The sequence below is a fragment of the Streptomyces sp. NPDC045678 genome (assembly GCF_056432085.1).
Genome location: NZ_JBWKJS010000003.1, coordinates 1 through 17,257, shown reverse-complemented (window position 1 = coordinate 17,257; position 17,257 = coordinate 1). Strand labels below are relative to the sequence as shown.

Sequence of the window (17,257 nt, the reverse complement as noted above, 5' to 3'; positions counted from 1 at the left end):
CGCCTCACCTCCCACCACGAATACTGCCCTGCGCCACTGACAACGCCGCCAAACCTCGGACGCCGGATCCTTCCCGCCCCTTAACCCGCGCCCACCCGGGGGTTCACCCGCGACCGCGACCGCCATGAACACGATCGCCACGAGCACGACCGGCGCGAGCACGACCGCGACCGGACACCGAGTCGGCGGCGGGCCTAAGCCGGGGCCATCAGCAGAGGCCGTGCCCGCTCCCGGAGCTCGACCACCCGCGGCTCGTCCCCGTACGGCTCGAGCCGGTGCAGCAGATCCTTCACGTACTCCGTGGTCCTCGCGGACGAGATGCGCCCGGCGACCTCCAGCGCCCGCGTGCCCTGCTCGCACGCCGCGTCGAGGTTCCCGGACTCCAGCTCGGCGACGGCCGACACCACGAGCCGTAAGCCGTGCGAGCGCACGAACTCCTCCGTGGGGCGGGACAGCGCCTGCTCCGTGAAGCGCCGCACCTGACGCGGCGCCTTCAGGTCGCGGTAGCACTCGGCGGCGTCGGCGGCGAAGCGGTCGTACGAGTAGAAGCCGAGCCAGGACGGGTCGTTGTCACCGTCACGGGCCCGCTCCAGCCAGCCCTCGGCGGCCCGCAGCGCCGCCCCCGCGGCCTGCGCGTCATTGGCACGCGCGTGTGCCCGTGCCTCGACGAGTCGGAAGAAGCTCATCGTGCGGGCGGTCGCCAGGCCCCTGTTCCGTTCCAGCGCGGCCTGGGCGAGGTCGACTCCCTCGTCCCCAAAGCCGCGGTAGGTCGCCTGGAGGGACATGGACGCGAGGACGTACCCCCCGAGGGGGACGTCCGCCGCCGCGCGCGCGAGCCGCAGTGCCTGGATGTAGTAGCGCTGGGCGGCCTCCTGCTGGCCCGTGTCGAAGGCCATCCATCCGGCGAGGCGCGTCAGCTCGGCGGAGGCTCCGAAGAGGGCACGTCCGACCTCGTCGGAGTACGAGCCGAGCAGCAGCGGCGCCGCCTCCACCCGCAGGCACTCAGGGACCATCGAGGAGCGCCAGTCGCCGCCGCCGTACTTGGAGTCCCAGCGGCGCGCGTCCTCGGCCGCCTCCCGCAGCTTCAGTACGTCGCTGTGGCCGACCTTCATCGGCGCGCCGCCGTCGTCGGTGTGCACGGTGTCGCGGGGCACCTCGCGCGTGACGTCACGCGCGACGGAGCTGTCCGCGGGGGTTATCAGCCAGCGCGAGGCGGGCGTCGCGTAGGCACTGACGGCGAAGGAGCCCGCCAGGGACTGCCAGATCCCGCCGCTGCCCGCGCGCCGGCCCGCCAGGTCGAGGCGGTACAGTTCGGTCGCGGACTTCACCGCCGCCCCCACGTCGCGCGGGAAGGCGAGGCCCACCTCCGGCGCGGGGTCGGCGTCCGCCAGGCCGATCTCGTGCAGGGGCACCGGGCGGCCGAGCTTCTGCCCGATGGCCGCCGCGATCAGGTGCGGGGCGGCGCCCTGCGGCACCATGCCCTTGGACACCCAGCGGGCCACCGATGTCTTGTCGTAACGGAGCGTCAACCCGCGTTGGGCGCCCAGGTCGTTGACCCGGCGCGCGAGTCCCGCATTGCTGATTCCCGCGAGGGCGAGAACGGTGCCGAGTTTTTCGTTCGGCCCGCGTTGCTCCCTGGACATGCGCCACCCCTCGACACAGACGGCTGCCGGGCAGTGGCTGGACCGCGCGCGGCATTCGTGCCGTGTTCCCCGGGGGCGGTGGCCGGAAAGTCGGCCGCAAGCGCGTTTGGCCGATCCTCCAGGTATATGCCTCCGCGAAAACAACAGCACACACAGCGTAGTTCGCCGCATCCCAAGCGTTAAGAGGCCCAGTTCCGGATGGCGAGATTGTTGTCCGTACGTAGGTGCCTCGACGGCGATGCGTGCTCCCGCCGTGTGGCCGTGCGCCCGTGTGTGCGCTCTTCTCCGGCCACGGCGGCAGGGCTTCCATTGGCGATGCGTGGGTCGGCCCGCTGCGCTGGAGTCAGTGGGCTGGGGGACACCGCCGCCTCCATCCCCGCGGGCGGCGGACCGGTCCGGGAGGTGAACACCGCCTCCCGGGCTGTGTGTTGCCCTCGAACGGTTCCCTCCCGAGGCCGCGCCAGGCCGATTTGGCCGAAAAGCACCTGTGTACAGAATCCGGCACAACGCCCATTGCGGCGGTGTGCGCATGTGTCCGAGCGCGATGTGCGCGTGCGTTCGGGTCCGGCGTGCGCCTGCGCCCGGGTGCGGCGCAGGCGTGCGCCTGTGACGGCTGAACGCGCCGAGCGCACAAGCTCGCACACACCGTGCGCACCGGCTGAGCACGAGCGCCCGGGCGCTCCCCGGAAGCCTCACCAAGAAGCAGGGTGCCGTTCCGCGCTCAACTACCGCTCACCTGGGGCGCATTCCAGGGGGCGCAAGCCGTCCCGCAGCCCTTCCCGCACGCCTCCTTCGTGGCAGCATGGGACCCCAGTTCTTCGGTGTACTGGTCGGCCGTGCCCGGCGGCACTTCGCCGACGGCCCGTCCACAGCCTGTGGAGGCAGCGATGCGGTGGTTGGTGGGGTGGAGCAGTACCACCGCGAGATCCTCGACGGTGGGCTCGGCCGGGGCCACCGGTGACGACGGCCGGACCGTCCACCCCGTGGGTTCCCAACTCCTGTGGGGCGACCCGGATCCGCTCTGGGCGGTCGGCGACTGGCGGGCCGACGAAGTACGGACAGTGACGGCCGACGAGCAGAGCCGCATCGCGGTCCTCGGCACCTGCGGAGCCTCCGACGAGGAGCTCAGGGTCGGACTCTTCGCCGCACGCGGCGGCGCCCTGCGCCATCTGACCGCATGGTCCGGCAGTTACACGGCGGTCGTCCAGGTCGGCCGCCGCGTCATGGTCGCCGGCGACCTCGCGGGCGCCCGCCCCGTCTTCTACACCCCGTGGGCCGACGGCACGGCCTATGGAACGGCCGCACTGCCGCTCGCCGACCTCATCGAGGCCCACCTGGACATCGGTCACCTCGCGGCGCTGCTCGCCGCCCCCGACGTCCCCGAAGCGCTGCACGACTCGACTCCGTACCAGGGCGTGCGGCGCGTACCCCCGGGGCACGCGCTGATCCTGCGCGCGGGCGCACGGGAGATCGTCGGGTACGAACCGGTGGCCTCGCTGGCCGTCGCCGCGGCCCCCACCGACCCCGACAGCGCGGTGGACGGCGTACGCGAAGCCCTCATCGACGCGGTGCGCGCCCGCCTCACCGCACCCCGCCACGTACCGGGTACGGGCATGGACCCCGGACCGGTGCCCGGCATGGGCCCCGCCGAACGGCGCGCGGCCCGAGGCATGCCGGTGCCCGGCATCGGAGCCGACCTCTCCGGAGGACCCGCTTCTGGAACCCTCGCTCTCCTTGCGGCCGGTCTGCCCGGGATGCCCGGCACGGTGCTCGGCCACGGCACCGGCGCGGGGGAGCGGCTCCTCGCCGTCACCTTCAACGACCTGGCCGTCAACGGCAGGGAGGGCGAACTGGAGCGGGCCGGCGCCCTCGCCGCCAACCCGCGCCTGCACCACGTGGTCGTAGCGGCGGGCGAGGACGCACTGCCCTACGCCGACCTGGACGGGCCCCTCACGGACGAGCCGAGCGGCGTCCTGGTGGCCGCCCAGCGCCACCGCGCCCGGCTCTCGTCGGGCAGCGCCGACCACTTCACCGGCTACGGCGCCCGGCAGGTGCTCGACGCCCACCCGGCCCGCCTCGCCGACCTCCTGATGGACCGCAAACGACGCCACATGGTGCGCCCCGTGGCGGCGCTGGCGAAGGCCGACGGCTCGGTGATGGTCCCCGCGCGCGTGTACGGCGCCGCCCGCAAGCTCGCCCGCATGCCGCACCGCGCGGGCGTCGAATCGCTCGCCCAGCGCCTGCTGCAACGCCGCTTCGACGAACCCGGCGGAGCGGTGGGAGCGTCGCTCGCCGCCCTCGCGTGGGCCAGGCCGGGACCGGCCGCGCGCTGGCTGACCGGCGAGGCCCTCGCTGAAGTATCGGTTCGCCTCCACGACACCACCATGCGTCCCGGCGGGCCGGGGCAGCGGCCCGGTGAGTTCCGCGCTCGGGCGGCCCTCGCCCGGCACGCCGCGGACCTGCGCGTCCTGGAGCAGGCGGCCGAGGTGCGCTTCCAGCGCCTGCACACGCCCTTCCTGGACAACCAGGTCGTCCGCGCCTGCCGGGCGCTCCCCGAGGCGCTGCGCGTACAGCCCGGGGCGCGGGCCTCCATCCTGCGCACCGTCCTCGAAGGCGCCGGGGTCGCCGAACTGCCCTCCGGCTGGGGCGCCCCCTCCCACGCCTCGAACGCGGCCGCCGCCCGCACCGGGCTCCGCATGGCCGTCGACGACCTCATCGATCTCTTCGACACCCCGCTGCTCGCCCAGGCGGGGCTCGTCGAGGCCCGCGTGGTCCGCAAGGCCCTGCGCTCGGCCGCCGAAGGGGAACCGCTTCCGCTGGACGGCCTGGCCGACCTGGTCTCCACCGAGCTGTGGCTGCGGCGACTCCTGTCGCGAAGAGGAACGTGCTGGACGGGGACTCCGGCACGGCAACGAGCTGTTCCTACGGGGAGTGTGGTTCCGCAGAGGGGAGCCCTAGGGGCGGGGCGATAGCGGCGGACCGGGCCACAAGGACCTGAACCGCATCACCGCATCACCGCATCGCGGCACCGGCGACGCGCGCCCGAAAAGAAAGCAGGCGCCGTGGCGCAACCGGGCGGGGAGAATGACGTGGTGCGGTACCGAATCCTGGGCGCCACCGAGGCGTACGACGACCAAGGCGCCCCTCTGTCCGTAGGGGGCCAGCGGCTGCGTGCCCTGCTCGCCGCCCTCGCGCTCCAGGCGAACCGCACGGCGACCGTCGGTGCGCTCATCGAAGAGGTCTGGGCGGGAGACCCGCCGGCCGACGCGCCCGCCGCGCTCCAGGCCCTGGTGGGCCGTCTGCGCCGGGCCGTCGGCAAGGACGCCGTGGTGTCCGCCCCCGGCGGCTACCGCCTCGCGGTCGCCCCCGACGACGTCGACCTGCACCGCTTCGAACGCCTCGCGCGCGAGGGCAGGGCGGCGCTGGACCGCGGCGACCCGGCCCTGGCCGCCCGCACCCTGCGCGACGCGCTCGCCCTGTGGCGCGGCCCCGCCCTCGCCGACCTGCCCGACCGCGCCACCGCGGCGCGCCCCGAGGCAGAGCGCGCGGAGGCCGTCCGCGCACGGATCGAGGCGGACCTCGTCCTCGGCCGCGCCCCCGAGGTCGTACCGGAACTGCGCGAGCTGACCTCCGCCCAGCCCTACGACGAGGCACTGCGCGCCCTGCTGATCCGCGCCCTGCGCGACGCCGGCCGCGGAGCCGACGCCCTCGCCGCGTACGAGGAAGCGCGCCGCGCCCTCGCCGACGGACTCGGCACCGACCCGGGCCCGGAACTGCGCGCGCTGCACGCCGCGTTGCTCGCGGCCCCGGAGCCGCCCCGGCAGGAACCGGCGGGTCGGGAGCGGTGGCAAGCGGGTCAGGGACAGCACCAGGCGAGTCGAGGGCAGCACGAGGCGGGTGAGGGCCAGTACCAGGCAGGCCCGGGACGGCAGCAGGCGAGTCAGGAACTGCGGCAGCCCCACGGCGAACCGGCACAGCGGCAGCTTCCCGGCGAGCCGGCACAGCGGCAGCCCCACGGCGAACCGGCACAGCGGCAGCCCCACGGCGAACCGACGCAGCAACCGTCAGGAGATCCGCAGCCGTCGCAGCCCCAGCGGGCCGGACGAACCGACCAGAGCAGCAACATCCGCACCCGCCTGACCTCTTTCGTCGGCCGGGAACCCGAACTCGACGCCATCCGTTCAGACTTGCGAAGGGCCCGCCTCGTCACCCTCACCGGACCGGGCGGCTCCGGAAAGACCCGCCTCGCCGAGGAAGCCGCCGCCGGGCATCCGCAGGCATGGCTGGCCGAGCTCGCCCCGCTCGACCATCCCGAGGCGGTGCCCGGCGCTGTCGTCAGCGCGCTCGACCTGCGCGAGACCATCCTGATGACCAGCGAACTGACCACCTCGCAGGACGACCCGGTCGCCCTGCTCGTCGAGTACTGCGCCCCGCGCAGCCTGCTCCTGCTCCTTGACAACTGCGAACACGTGATCGGCGCCGCCGCCGAGCTCGCCGAGACCCTCCTCACGCACTGCCCGGGCCTCACCATCCTCGCCACCAGCCGCGAACCCCTGGGGGTGCCGGGTGAAGCGGTCCGCCCTGTCGAGCCGCTCCCGCCCGACCCGGCACACCGCCTGTTCACGGAGCGGGCCGTCGCGGTGCGGCCCGGCTTCGATCCGGAGGCGGACGCCGATGCCGTCGCCGAGATCTGCCGCCGTCTCGACGGCCTTCCGCTCGCCATCGAACTGGCCGCCGCCCGCCTGCGGCTGCTCACCCCGCGCCAGATCGCCGACCGCCTCGACGACCGCTTCCGCCTCCTGACCAGCGGCAGCCGCACGGTCCTGCCCCGTCAGCAGACCCTGCGGGCCGTCGTCGACTGGTCCTGGGACCTCCTCGACGAGGCCGAACGGACCGTGCTGCGCGAGGCGTCCGTCTTCGCGGGCAGCTGGGACCTCCCGGCCGCCGAGGCCGTGTGCACCGCGCCCGCCACCGACCTCATCGGCGCCCTCGTCGACAAGTCCCTGGTGGTCGCCGTCCCGTCCGCGAGCCCCGCCGGCGGCATGCGGTACCGCCTCCTGGAGACCATCCACGAGTACGCGACCGAGCGCGCCGCCGAGACGCCCGCCCTGCTCGCCGCGGCCGAGGCACGCCACTCGGCGTACTTCCGGGAGCTCGTCGCCCGCGCCGAGCCCCTGCTCCGCTCCGCGGAGCAACTGCCGTGGATCAGCCGCCTGGAGACGGACCTCGACAACATCCGGGCCGCACTGCAGCGCACCGCCGCCACCGGTGACGCGGCCGGCGCGATCGACATGGCCCTGAACACGGGCTGGTTCTGGTGGCTGCGCAACTACCGCAGGGAGGGCGCCGACTGGATGGCCCGCGTCCTGGAACTCGCGCCACCCGGCCTGCCCGCCGAGGACGATCCGCTCTACTGGCCGTGGATGCGGCTCAAGCTGCTGCACCTGTGCCTGGTCGCGGAGTCCAGGCCCGCGGACTCACCGGCCCACCACGAGGAATGGGGGGACCCGGCGCTCGTCGAGGGGCTGCGCGCCGCCTTCTCGCAGTCCCTGCCCGAGACCGCCCGCTTCCCCGGGCTGCTCTGGCCGTTCACCATCTTCTTCACCGGCGGCACCCACGAGGACGCGCTGGCCCCGCTGAACCGGACCGTGGAGAACTGCCGTCGCCACGGCGAGGAATGGGACCTCGGCGTCATCCTCATGTTCCGCACGCACATGGCCGTCGACATGCCAGGCAACCTCTCCGGCGTCGACGAGGACCTGGCGGAGCTGCGGGAGCTGAGCCGACGGGTCGGCGACCGCTGGATGCGCGCCCAGGTGTGCAGTGCGGCGGGCGAGGCGGCCATGGCGCGCAGCAACCACGAGGAGGCCCGCGTCGAGTACGAAGAGGCGCTGCGCCTCGCCTATGAAGTGGGCGCTTTCGCGGAGTCCTCGTTCCTGCTCGCCCGGCTCGCCGAGGTCGCCTACCGCCAGGGCGACCGCGCCGTGGCGACGAAGGTGCTCGACGAGGCACGCCGGGAGGCCGACCGGTACGCGGTGACGGACTCACGCGCCTTCGTACGGCTCCTCGGGGCACTGATCGCCCTGGACGAGGGGGACATCGACACGGCCCGCGCGCTGTGCGAGGCATCGCGGGCCGAGTCCGCGTACGGCACGCCGCCCCCGCAGTTCAGCGTCGCCCTGAGCAGCATGGAGGCCCGTGTCGCAGCGGCCGAGTCCGGTCCCGCCAAGGGGCTGCCGATCGTCACCGGCGCGGTGCGCGAAGCCGTGGAGACCCGGTGCTCCGAAGTGATCGTGGCGTCGCTGGTGGACGGCGCGGCGGCGCTGCTCAGCGACCTCGGCGAGCACACGCGCGCGACCCGCGCCCTGGCCACCGCCACCACCCTGCGCAACGGCAACCCGCGGCCCCACCCGGAGGACGCGCAGGCGGACCGCGTGGAGCGCGCGGCCCTGGCGGCGCTCGGCCCGGCCGCGTACGAGCGTGAGCGCGTCGCGGGCGGTGAGCTGACGACGGACGAGGTGCTGGCGGAGCTGGAGCTCGCGACCGCGGTCGTCGGAGACGCGAGCGCCTAGGCAGACGCCTCAGCGCCCGGGCAGATGCCTCAGCGCCCGGCAGGCGCCTCAGTGTCCGGGCAGGCGCCGAAGCGTCTAGCGGCAGGTCATGCGTGACTGCGCCCAGTCCGCGAGCGCCGTCGTGTCGAACGGCGTGTGCGGTTCGACGACGAGTCTGACCGTGCTGCGGCCGCTCAGGTTCACATGCACCGGCACCGCCGGGTCACCGCCCTTGACCAGCGGGGACTGCCACAACCGCGCCCCGTCCCCGTACACGGAGAAGCGCACCCTGCCGAGGCCCATCGTCATGTCGTCGACGCCGACGACCGCGTCGTACGTCGAGCAGCTGCGGTTCAGATCGATGGTGACGGAGGACCGGCCGTGCACGGTCACGCCGTGGGAGTAGCGCCTGTCGCCGACCGACAGACCCCAGCGCTGCCACACCCAGCTGCTCTCGGTGAGCCGCATCTCGGGCTTGGTGCCGTCGCCGGTGAGGCCGTACTTCAGCTCGTTCCACTGGTAGACCCTGGGGGCCGGGGGCGGCGGGGGCGGTGGCTTCGGGGTCGGCTTCGGCGGGGTCGGCCGGGGCTTCGGAGCGGGCGGGGGTGTGGGCTTCGGCCGGGGCTTGTCCTTGGCGGGAGGCTTCGGCTTCGGCGTGGGGGTGGGGGTGGGAGTGGGCGTGGGCTTCGGGGTCGGCTTCGGCGCGGGGGGCGGCGGCTTCGGCTTGGCCTTCGGCTTCTCGGGCGGAGGCTTCCGCGGCACGACCGACTCGGAGACCACGGGCTCCTTGGACGGCGGCGGGTCCGCCTTCGGCTTGCCGCCCCCTCCCGTGAGGGCGATCGCCGCGACGACCCCGGCCGCCACGACGACGCCCGCCGCGATACCGGCCTTCGCGGGCGCGCCGAGCCCCTCGGACGCGGCGGCCCCGCCCGCCGCGGACCCGCCCGTCGACCCGCCGGCCGCGGCCGCACCGGCGGCCCCCGCGGCGCCCGCTCCGGCGGCGCCGCCGCCGACGAGCGCCGCCACCTTCGCGTACCCGGCGGCACCGAACCAGCCGATGACGGCGATCGGCACGACCGCGGGAATCCCGCTCGCGACGTCCTTGATCTGCCCGGCGGCGAGCCGGCACTTCGCGCACTCCTCCAAGTGCTTGCGCAGACCGCGCTCGGCGCGGGTGCGCAGGCCGCCGCGCGCGTAGGCACCGAGCCGGTCGGCGTAGCGCGCGCACTCCTCGCTCTCGGTGAGCGTGGCGCTCACATGCGCCTGCAAGTAGGCCTGTTTGAGACCCTCGCGGGCCCGGCTCGCGAGCACGCGCGTGCCGTTCGCGTCGAGGCCGAAGAGCGTGGCGACGTCGCTGGGCGACTCGTCCTCGACCTCCGTGTGCCACAGCACGGCCTGCCAGCGCTCCGGCAGGCTCCGGAAGGCCTGCATGGCCATCGACTGCTCGGCCTCGTGCATCGCGCGGACGTCCGCGCCCAGGTCCAGGCCCGCTCCGAAGGAGCCGGACGCGGTGTCGTCGGAGACCTCCGCGGCCTGCGCGGCGAACACCGCGAAGTCGTCGACCAGGTGCTCCCGCTTCGCCGACTTCGTCCACCCGGCGGCGACGCGCCGCACGGTGGTGAGCAGATAGGCGCGCACGGCGTGCTCGGGGCCGCTGCCGCCGCGCACCGCCTGCAGCATGCGGGCGAACACCTCGGCGGTGAGGTCGTCGGCGGTGTGGGCGTCACGGCAGCAGGTGCGGGCGTAGCGACGCACGGCTTCGGCGTGGCGGCGGTACAGCTCCTCGTACGCGGAGTCGTCGCCGGAGCGCATCCGCGCGATCAGGTCGGCGTCGGGAACCGGGACTTCGGCGCCTCCCGGAACCGAGGCGCCCGGGCCGCCCCCGCGCTGCGGAGGCACGCTCGGACCTGCGGCGTCGGCCGCGCCGACGGGGCCTCCCGCACCGCTGCCCGGACCGTCCTGGGGCGCCTCGTCCCGACCGTCAACACTCATCGCGGAACGCCCCCGGTTGCACACTCAGACCCGACCACCGGCAAAGCGTGCCACACGGTCGTGCCGCGGCCGAGAGGGAAGACGTTCAACCACCCGTCCGGGGCGACTTCCCGTAATCGAGCACTACCGTTCACCCATTCGGGGAAGGCTCAACGTCCGGCGTTCACCGTGACGTTGAGCCTTCCGCCGCATGGGCACTGCTCACAGGCGCAGCACGGGCGAGTGAGCGGCAACGATCCGTACGGTTACGCGGGCCGTGACCGCAGGCCCTCCAGCAGGATGTCGAGAAGCCGCGACGAGGCCGCCGCCTGCTGTGCCGCGTCCGGCAGCGAGGGCGCCGCCGTGGCGATCACCAGCAGGACGTCGGACACCGTCACGTCCGCCCGCAGCTCGCCCGCGGCGCGGGCACGCTCCACGAGACGGCCGACGACGTCGAGGAGCGTCGCCGCTCCCGTGTCGTCACCCAGCGAGGTCGACTCCTCGACGGGCGCCTGGCGCTGTTCGACGAGACGCAGGTCGGGGGAGTCCGTGGCCGGCTGCCGCTGCTGCGGCACCCGCACCTCGTCCTCCTTGGCGCCGTCCTCGACGCTCACCCGCAGCACCTGCGGCGGCAGCAGCCGGCCCGCCCCCGATGCCACGGACGTCCGCAGGAAGCGCGAGAGCGCCGACCACGGCTCGTCCTCCTGCCCGAGCGCCGCGCGGGCCTGGTCGGTCAGCCGGGAGGTCTCCTCCTCGGCTATCCGCCTGACCAGCACGTCCTTGCTCGGGAAGCGGCGGTAGACCGTGCCGACCCCGACGCGCGCGCGGCGCGCCACGTCTTCCATCGGCGCGCCGTAACCCAGCTCGCCGAAGACTTCGCGTGCCGCCCTCAGCACGTGTTCGAGATTGCGCTGTGCGTCGACACGCAGCGGTGTCGTGCGCGCTCCTTCCCCCATGTCGCGTCCGTTCCCGCTCGGGCCGACGGCTGATGCCGACACGGCAGCGGAAGTCCAGTGAGTCTCCTGAATGTGCATACACGTTCCCCCGGTAATGACGTCTCCCCCCGGAGACACTCCCCGCCATTGACTACCGAAGTGTGAGGAGCGAGCCCTTCCACGAGCCGGAAAACCGGCCCGACGAGCGCATCCCCCGACACCCCGACGTCACACGAACATAGTTGAGCGGGGGTCAATTCAGAAGAGGCGGGTTCCGCACAGCGCGCCCCCCGATCGGAGTATGCGCCCTTTCCGGCCTTCCCCTGCCCCTCTTCCGCTCCCCCTTCGCCCCCGCTGACCTGCGCACCTCGTGCGCCCGACAGCGGAAATCCGGGGTACTCCCGCACACCGCTCCCGGTCACACAAATTGCCGGGCCTGTGGACAAACGCCAAAGCCCGGTGCGTCATGGGATGGTGAAGGCTGCGATCTCCCGGGGGACGACCCCGGTGCCCCCGGACTGTGTACGCATTCTCGTCGTCGGCGGCGGCTACGTCGGCATGTACACCGCGCTGAGACTCCAGCGAAAGCTGAAACGCGAGCTCAAGCGGGGTGAGGTCGAGATCGTTGTGATCGCGCCCGATCCATATATGACGTATCAACCGTTCCTGCCCGAAGCCGCCGCGGGATCCATTTCGCCGCGCCACGTCGTCGTGCCGCTCCGCCGCACGCTCGACAAATGCCGCATCGTCATCGGCGAGGTCGAATCCGTCGATCACACGAAACGCACCGCGACCTTCACGACCCTCGCCACCGAGGAAGAAGGCACCGGATCGGTCCAGATCGCGTACGACGAACTCGTCATGGCCCCCGGCTCCATCGCCCGTACGCTTCCGGTGCCGGGACTCGCCGAGTACGCCATCGGCTTCAAGACCGTCGAAGAGGCCATCGGCCTGCGCAACCACGTCATCGAACAGATGGACATCGCCTCCTCCACGCGCGACCCCGCGATCCGCGACGCCGCCCTGACCTTCGTCTTCGTAGGGGGCGGTTACGCGGGTGTCGAGGCGCTCGGCGAGCTGGAGGACATGGCGCGCTACGCGTCCCGCTACTACCACAACATCAAGGCCGAGGACATGAAGTGGATCCTCGTCGAGGCGACGGGCCGCATCCTGCCCGAAGTCGGCGAGGAAATGGGCAAGTACACGGTGCGCGAGCTGCGAAGGCGCAATATCGACGTACGCCTGGAGACCCGTCTCGAGTCGTGCGAGGACCGCGTGGCCGTCCTCAGCGACGGCGCCCGGCACCCCACCCGCACCGTCGTCTGGACCGCGGGCGTCAAGGCGCACCCCGTGCTCGCCGCCACCGACCTGCCGCTGAACGAACGCGGCCGCCTCCGGTGCACCGCACAGCTGGCCGTCGACGGTGCCCCGCACGCGTGGGGCGCGGGCGACGCCGCCGCGGTCCCCGACATCACCGCGGACGAGCCGGGCACGGAGTGCGCCCCCAACGCCCAGCATGCGGTGCGCCAGGCCAAGGTCCTCGCCGACAACATCGTCGCGTCCCTGCGTGAGCGCCCTCTCCAGGAGTACGAGCACGAGTACGTCGGCTCCGTGGCGTCCCTGGGACTGCACAAAGGTGTCGCGCACGTCTACGGACGCAAGCTGAAGGGCTACCCTGCCTGGTTCATGCACCGCATCTACCACCTGAGCAGAGTGCCGACCATCAACCGCAAGTCCCGAGTGCTCGCCGAATGGACCCTGTCCGGCCTGTTCAAGCGTGAGATCGTCTCCCTGGGGTCGCTCGAACACCCCCGTGCGGAGTTCGAACTCGCGGCCGGTGGGGAGCGCCCGAAGGAGTCCTCCTGACCGGAGTCAGGAACTCCCCGCACAGGACCGGCGTCTGACGGATGTCAGTCCGTTCGGTCAGACTGTTCGTGTGTCCGTGGGCAGGCCGTCAGGCCGACACCAGGGACGTCCGCTCCCGACCTGCTGTGTTCCCGATCCAGAAGCGACACCACGAGGCCTACCGCAGTGAACTTCACGCGCTGGAGCGCCCGGCTCCCCGGAACGCAGCGCCGCGCAGCAGCGCGGCCCGAACAAGCGGTCTCCACGGCACCGCGCGGGGACGGCTCCGTCCCCGCGGCCCGCGCCGAGCGGCCCGCCGCGGAGGGGGAACCCCTCCCACCGGGCGGTGCCGTCGGCCTCACCGGGCCCGACGGCATCGAGGAACTGCCCGTCCGCGAGGTGCTCGACCGCATCCCGGCCCTCGTCGCCCTGGTGCACGGCACCGACCACCGCATCGCGTACGTCAACGACGCGTACGCCGCCGCCTTCGGCCCCCGGCCCGTCGGCGAACCCGCGCGCGTGGCCCTGCCCGAACTGACCGAGCTTGGCCTGCTCTCACTCCTCGACCAGGTCCTGCGCAGCTCGAAGCCGCGCACCGTGAAGTCCCGCAAAGCGGCCTCCGGCCGGTCGTACACGTTCACGTGCACCCCCGTGACGCTGCCGCTCGGCGGCTCCGCGGCAGGACCGGAGGAGGGCGGCGGCGTCCTCGTGTTCGCCGCCGACGTCACCGACCACGCCGAGGCCGCCGAACGCCTGCGCACCAGCGAACGCGCCCAGCGCGAGACCGCCGTCACCCTCCAGAAGTCACTGCTGCCCCAGGAGTTGGAGCAGCCCGACGACCTGCGCATCGCCGCCACGTACCAGCCGGGCGGCACCGAGGCGGCGGTCGGCGGCGACTGGTACGACGTGATCACCCTCGGCGGCGGCCGCACCGCCCTCGTCATCGGCGACGTGATGGGCCGCGGCGTGCGAGCGGCCGCCGTCATGGGCCAGCTCCGCACAGCCGTGCGGGCGTACGCCCGCCTCGACCTGCCCCCGCACGAGGTCCTTCAGCTCCTGGACGGCCTCGCCACCGAGATCGACCCCAGCCAGATCGCCACGTGTGTCTACGCGGTGCACGACCCGAACGAAGGAAGCCTCGTCTACGCATCGGCGGGGCACCTCCCCATCCTCGTGCGCGACGAGCACGGCACGATCCACCGCGCGGAGGAGCCCACGGGACCGCCGCTCGGCACCGGAGGCTGGCTGCACACCTCGGGCTCCGTCCCCCTCGGCCCCGGCTCCACCGCCGTCCTCTACACGGACGGCCTCGTCGAACGGCGCAGTGAGGACATCGACGAGGGCGTGGCCTCACTGGAACGCGCCCTCGCCGGCGCCACCGGCACGCCCCAGGTGGTGTGCGACCGCCTGATCCGCGCTCTGGGAGTGACGGCCGACCACGACGACGACGTGGCCGTCCTGGTCCTCCAGCACCCGGCCCGCGCCGGAGGCGACGCCGAACTGTTCAGGAACGCCGCCCTGGAGCTCCTCGGCGGTGTGGAAGCCGCCCCACGCGCGCGTGCCTTCGCCACCGGCGTCCTCGCCAGCTGGCGCTTCTCCCCGGAACTGCACGACCTGGGAGTCCTCGCGGCCAGCGAACTGGTCGCGAACTCCCTCCAGCACGGCACCCCGCCGATGCGGCTGCGCCTGCGCCGCACCGACCGCCGGCTGATCATCGAGGTCACCGACGGCGACGACCACCTGCCGCGCCGCCGCCGCGCCGAACCGGCCGACGAGGCGGGACGCGGCATCGCCATCGTCGCCACGATCGCGTCGAACTGGGGCTCGCGCCGCACACCGGGCGGGGGCAAGGCCGTCTGGTGCGAGTTCGCGCTCCCCAAGTAGCGCGCGCCGAGCAGCCGGCTCGCGTTGAGAAGGGTGCGTTACGCGTCGGCCTTGGCGGGCGCGGCCGTGGCCGGGCCGCCCTGCGCCACCACCGGGCTCTTGGCCAGCGAAGGCTGGTTCTGGAGCGGCGTGAGCCGGCGCCCGAGCCGCACCGCGAGCACCGTGATGCCCAGCGAGAACAGAACGAACGTCACGATGTACGGGACGTGCAGCGCGGCACCCATCGGCCCGCCCACGGCCGGACCGACCGCGAGGGCCAGCTGCTTCACCAGGGCGAAGGCCGAGTTGTACTGACCGACCATGCCGCCCGGCGCCAGATCGGCGACCAGCGGCGCGACGGTCGGCGACAGCATCGCCTCACCGAGCCCGAAGAGGGCGTACGTCGAGATGAACGCGGCGGTCGCCATCGCTTGGCTGCCGTGCCCGACGCCCGCGTACCCGGCGAGCAGCCACGCGAAGGCCCAGATCAGGCCGACGGCCGCGATCACACGGGAGCGCTTGCGCCGCTCGACGAACTTCAGGACGGCGAACTGCGCGATCACGATCATGGCCGTGTTGGCGGCCAGCGCGATGCCGAGCGTCGACGCGGAGATGCCCGCGGCCTCCACGCCGTACGCGGAGAGACCCGATTCGAACTGCCCGTAGCAGGCGAAGAAGATCACGAAGCCGAGCACGCACAGCTGCACCATGGCCTTGTGCCGCAGGAGCGCACGCATGCCGCCCCGCGGAGCGGAGGCGTCCTTCGGCATCGCGTCCTGGATGGACGGCGCGTGCGGCAGCCGCACGGTGAGCGCGATCGCCGCGAGCACCAGGAACATCACGGACTCGATGGAGAACAGCAGCGTGAAGCTGCTCGGACGGCTCTCGTCGACGATCTGGCCGCCGATGAGACCACCGATGCCGAGGCCCAGGTTCTGCAGGAAGAACTGCATCGCGAAGGACCGCGTGCGGGTGGCGGGCGTCGACGACCAGACGATCATCGTCGCGAGCGCCGGCTGCATGACCGCCGTACCGGCACCGAGCAGCGCCGCGGAGAGGATCGCCGTCGGCTCGCTGTTCGCCAGACCGAGCGCGACCGCGCCCACGGAGGCGACACCCGCCGCACCCACGAGCACGGGCAGGGGGCCGCGACGGTCGATGACGCGGCCGGTGATGGGCAGGACGATCAGAGCGGCCATGGCGAACGCGGCGAGCACGATGCCCGCCGCACTGGAACCCAGCTCCCGCACCTGCGCCACATAGACGTAGAGGAACGGAACCGTGAACCCGATGCCAAACGCGCTCAGCGCGCTGCCTGCCTGAATACGACGCATCGCTGCGCCCATCGCCCTGGTCACTTTCACCTGCCTTGAGAGAGTGGTGTGGAGACTTAGAAGTGAAGACTTCGAAGCTAAAGTTCGAGTCTAAACTGTACACACCGAAGGACTTCAATGCCAAGCGGGGGCGTGCCATACTCGGCCCATGGGTGACACCCCCGGCCCAAGTGAGCCGACACTTGAAGAGCAGATCGCCGCGTATCAGCGGGAGTTCCAGGACCTCGACCCCCAGGTCGAGGAGATCGTCTCGGCCCTCGGCCGCCTGAACCGCCGCATGAACGTCGCCTACGGCCGCCAGACGGCGACCCTCGGCATCAGCAACGCCGAGTGGGAGGTCCTCAAGGCCCTCGTCCTCTCCGGAGCCCCGTACCAAATGGGCCCCGGCGATCTGGCCAAGCGCCTCGGCCTCACGCCGGCCGCGATGACCCACCGGATCGACCGCATGGTGGCGGAGGGCCTGGTCACGCGGGACCGCGACGAGAACAACCGGGTCCGCGTCATCGTGGAGCTGACGTCGGAGGGGCGTGAGAAGTGGCTGGAGGCGATGCGTCTCGCCACGGTCTTCGAGGAGGACCTCCTCCAGGACCTGTCCCAGGACGAGCGCGGTGCGCTGGGTGAGGTGCTGACCCGTCTTCTCCGTCGCGTGGAGCACGCTCAGCCGGACGCGGGCGGACGCCTGACGGACCTGGACTGAACCGTCCTCCGGCGGGGTACAGGGCGGGGTTGACAGTCACTTGCCCGACCCGTAAGGTTCTTCGGGTTGCCACGGAGCCGTAACGGTTCTGCGACAGCACCTCCCGCCGCGGAAAGCGGCAAACCAAACTCTGCACGACCTCCCAACGGAACCGATTCGGCGTGCCCGAATTCAATTCCAAGGCTCGATTATGAGTCGTCGGGAAAACCCGCTAGAGTTTGAGACGTCGGAACGGCCCAACAGCCGCAAAGACAACCCCCTCTGACTGGGAGTCAGGCCCGAAAGGATCTGATAGAGTCGGAACCGCCGGAAAGGGAAACGCGAAGCCGAAAGGCCGGAGCGGGAACCGGAAAGGCACCGAGGAAATCGGACACGAAAGAGTCTGATAGAGTCGGAAACGCAAGAACAAAAGAAACAC

Annotated in this window: 10 protein-coding genes; 6 read left to right on the top strand and 4 right to left on the bottom strand. The window is 72.5% G+C overall.

The genetic code is table 11. The features are described 5' to 3' along the window. Nucleotides 1-194: 194 nt before the first annotated feature. Nucleotides 195-1,643 carry an NsdA family TPR-like regulatory protein gene (locus AC07DO_RS10915; protein WP_150169604.1) on the bottom strand — a complete coding sequence of 483 codons (1,449 nt, stop codon included), beginning with the start codon at nt 1,641-1,643 and terminating at the stop codon, nt 195-197. 802 nt (nt 1,644-2,445) lie between these two features. On the opposite strand from AC07DO_RS10915, the gene AC07DO_RS10910 reads away from it, so the two are divergent. From AC07DO_RS10910 to AC07DO_RS10900, 3 genes are all read left to right on the top strand, one after another. Beyond that, entirely contained in the window at nt 2,446-2,604 is a 159-nt protein-coding gene (locus AC07DO_RS10910) for a hypothetical protein (protein WP_479059751.1), read from the top strand. Continuing rightward, nucleotides 2,531-4,615: an asparagine synthase-related protein gene (locus AC07DO_RS10905; RefSeq protein WP_479058621.1), complete on the top strand. Its 2,085-nt coding sequence runs from the start codon at nt 2,531-2,533 to the stop codon at nt 4,613-4,615. Before AC07DO_RS10910 ends, AC07DO_RS10905 begins: the two co-directional genes overlap by 74 nt. A 120-nt stretch (nt 4,616-4,735) precedes the next feature. Continuing rightward, on the top strand, nt 4,736-8,215 hold the full coding sequence (locus AC07DO_RS10900) for an AfsR/SARP family transcriptional regulator (protein WP_479059708.1): 3,480 nt from the start codon (nt 4,736-4,738) through the stop codon (nt 8,213-8,215). A gap of 75 nt (nt 8,216-8,290) precedes the next feature. On the opposite strand, the gene AC07DO_RS10895 is transcribed toward AC07DO_RS10900, so the two are convergent. Both AC07DO_RS10895 and AC07DO_RS10890 read right to left on the bottom strand, forming a co-directional pair. Next, nucleotides 8,291-10,186, bottom strand: coding sequence for a sigma-70 family RNA polymerase sigma factor (locus AC07DO_RS10895; protein WP_479058620.1), 1,896 nt, complete (start codon nt 10,184-10,186; stop codon nt 8,291-8,293). Nucleotides 10,187-10,431: 245 nt separating this feature from the next. Next, nucleotides 10,432-11,199 (bottom strand): TetR/AcrR family transcriptional regulator, encoded by a 768-nt coding sequence (locus AC07DO_RS10890; protein ID WP_479058618.1) that lies wholly within the window; start codon nt 11,197-11,199, stop codon nt 10,432-10,434. A 372-nt stretch (nt 11,200-11,571) separates the two neighbouring features. Here AC07DO_RS10890 and AC07DO_RS10885 point away from each other — a divergent pair, with 372 nt between their 5' ends. Next, entirely contained in the window at nt 11,572-12,966 is a 1,395-nt protein-coding gene (locus tag AC07DO_RS10885; RefSeq protein WP_479058616.1) for an NAD(P)/FAD-dependent oxidoreductase, read from the top strand. 165 nt (nt 12,967-13,131) lie between these two features. Continuing rightward, nucleotides 13,132-14,829, top strand: coding sequence for an ATP-binding SpoIIE family protein phosphatase (locus AC07DO_RS10880; protein ID WP_479058614.1), 1,698 nt, complete (start codon nt 13,132-13,134; stop codon nt 14,827-14,829). A gap of 38 nt (nt 14,830-14,867) precedes the next feature. Here AC07DO_RS10880 and AC07DO_RS10875 read toward each other — a convergent pair whose 3' ends face one another. After that, nucleotides 14,868-16,154, bottom strand: a complete 1,287-nt coding sequence (locus AC07DO_RS10875; protein ID WP_479058613.1) for an MFS transporter — start codon at nt 16,152-16,154, stop codon at nt 14,868-14,870. Nucleotides 16,155-16,290: 136 nt separating this feature from the next. Here AC07DO_RS10875 and AC07DO_RS10870 point away from each other — a divergent pair, with 136 nt between their 5' ends. Beyond that, nucleotides 16,291-16,839: a MarR family winged helix-turn-helix transcriptional regulator gene (locus AC07DO_RS10870; RefSeq protein ID WP_479058611.1), complete on the top strand. Its 549-nt coding sequence runs from the start codon at nt 16,291-16,293 to the stop codon at nt 16,837-16,839. Nucleotides 16,840-17,257: the final 418 nt, after the last annotated feature.

What these genes read in the sequence shown, in the direction of transcription:
- AC07DO_RS10905 (WP_479058621.1), top strand. Translation starts at nt 2,531, where the DNA reads ATGCGGTGGTTGGTGGGGTGGAGCAGTACCACCGCGAGATCCTCGACG.
- AC07DO_RS10885 (WP_479058616.1), top strand. Translation starts at nt 11,572, where the DNA reads ATGGTGAAGGCTGCGATCTCCCGGGGGACGACCCCGGTGCCCCCGGAC.
- AC07DO_RS10895 (WP_479058620.1), bottom strand. Translation starts at nt 10,186, where the DNA reads ATGAGTGTTGACGGTCGGGACGAGGCGCCCCAGGACGGTCCGGGCAGC.
- AC07DO_RS10915 (WP_150169604.1), bottom strand. Translation starts at nt 1,643, where the DNA reads ATGTCCAGGGAGCAACGCGGGCCGAACGAAAAACTCGGCACCGTTCTC.
- AC07DO_RS10910 (WP_479059751.1), top strand. Translation starts at nt 2,446, where the DNA reads ATGGGACCCCAGTTCTTCGGTGTACTGGTCGGCCGTGCCCGGCGGCAC.
- AC07DO_RS10875 (WP_479058613.1), bottom strand. Translation starts at nt 16,154, where the DNA reads ATGGGCGCAGCGATGCGTCGTATTCAGGCAGGCAGCGCGCTGAGCGCG.
- AC07DO_RS10870 (WP_479058611.1), top strand. Translation starts at nt 16,291, where the DNA reads ATGGGTGACACCCCCGGCCCAAGTGAGCCGACACTTGAAGAGCAGATC.
- AC07DO_RS10890 (WP_479058618.1), bottom strand. Translation starts at nt 11,199, where the DNA reads ATGCACATTCAGGAGACTCACTGGACTTCCGCTGCCGTGTCGGCATCA.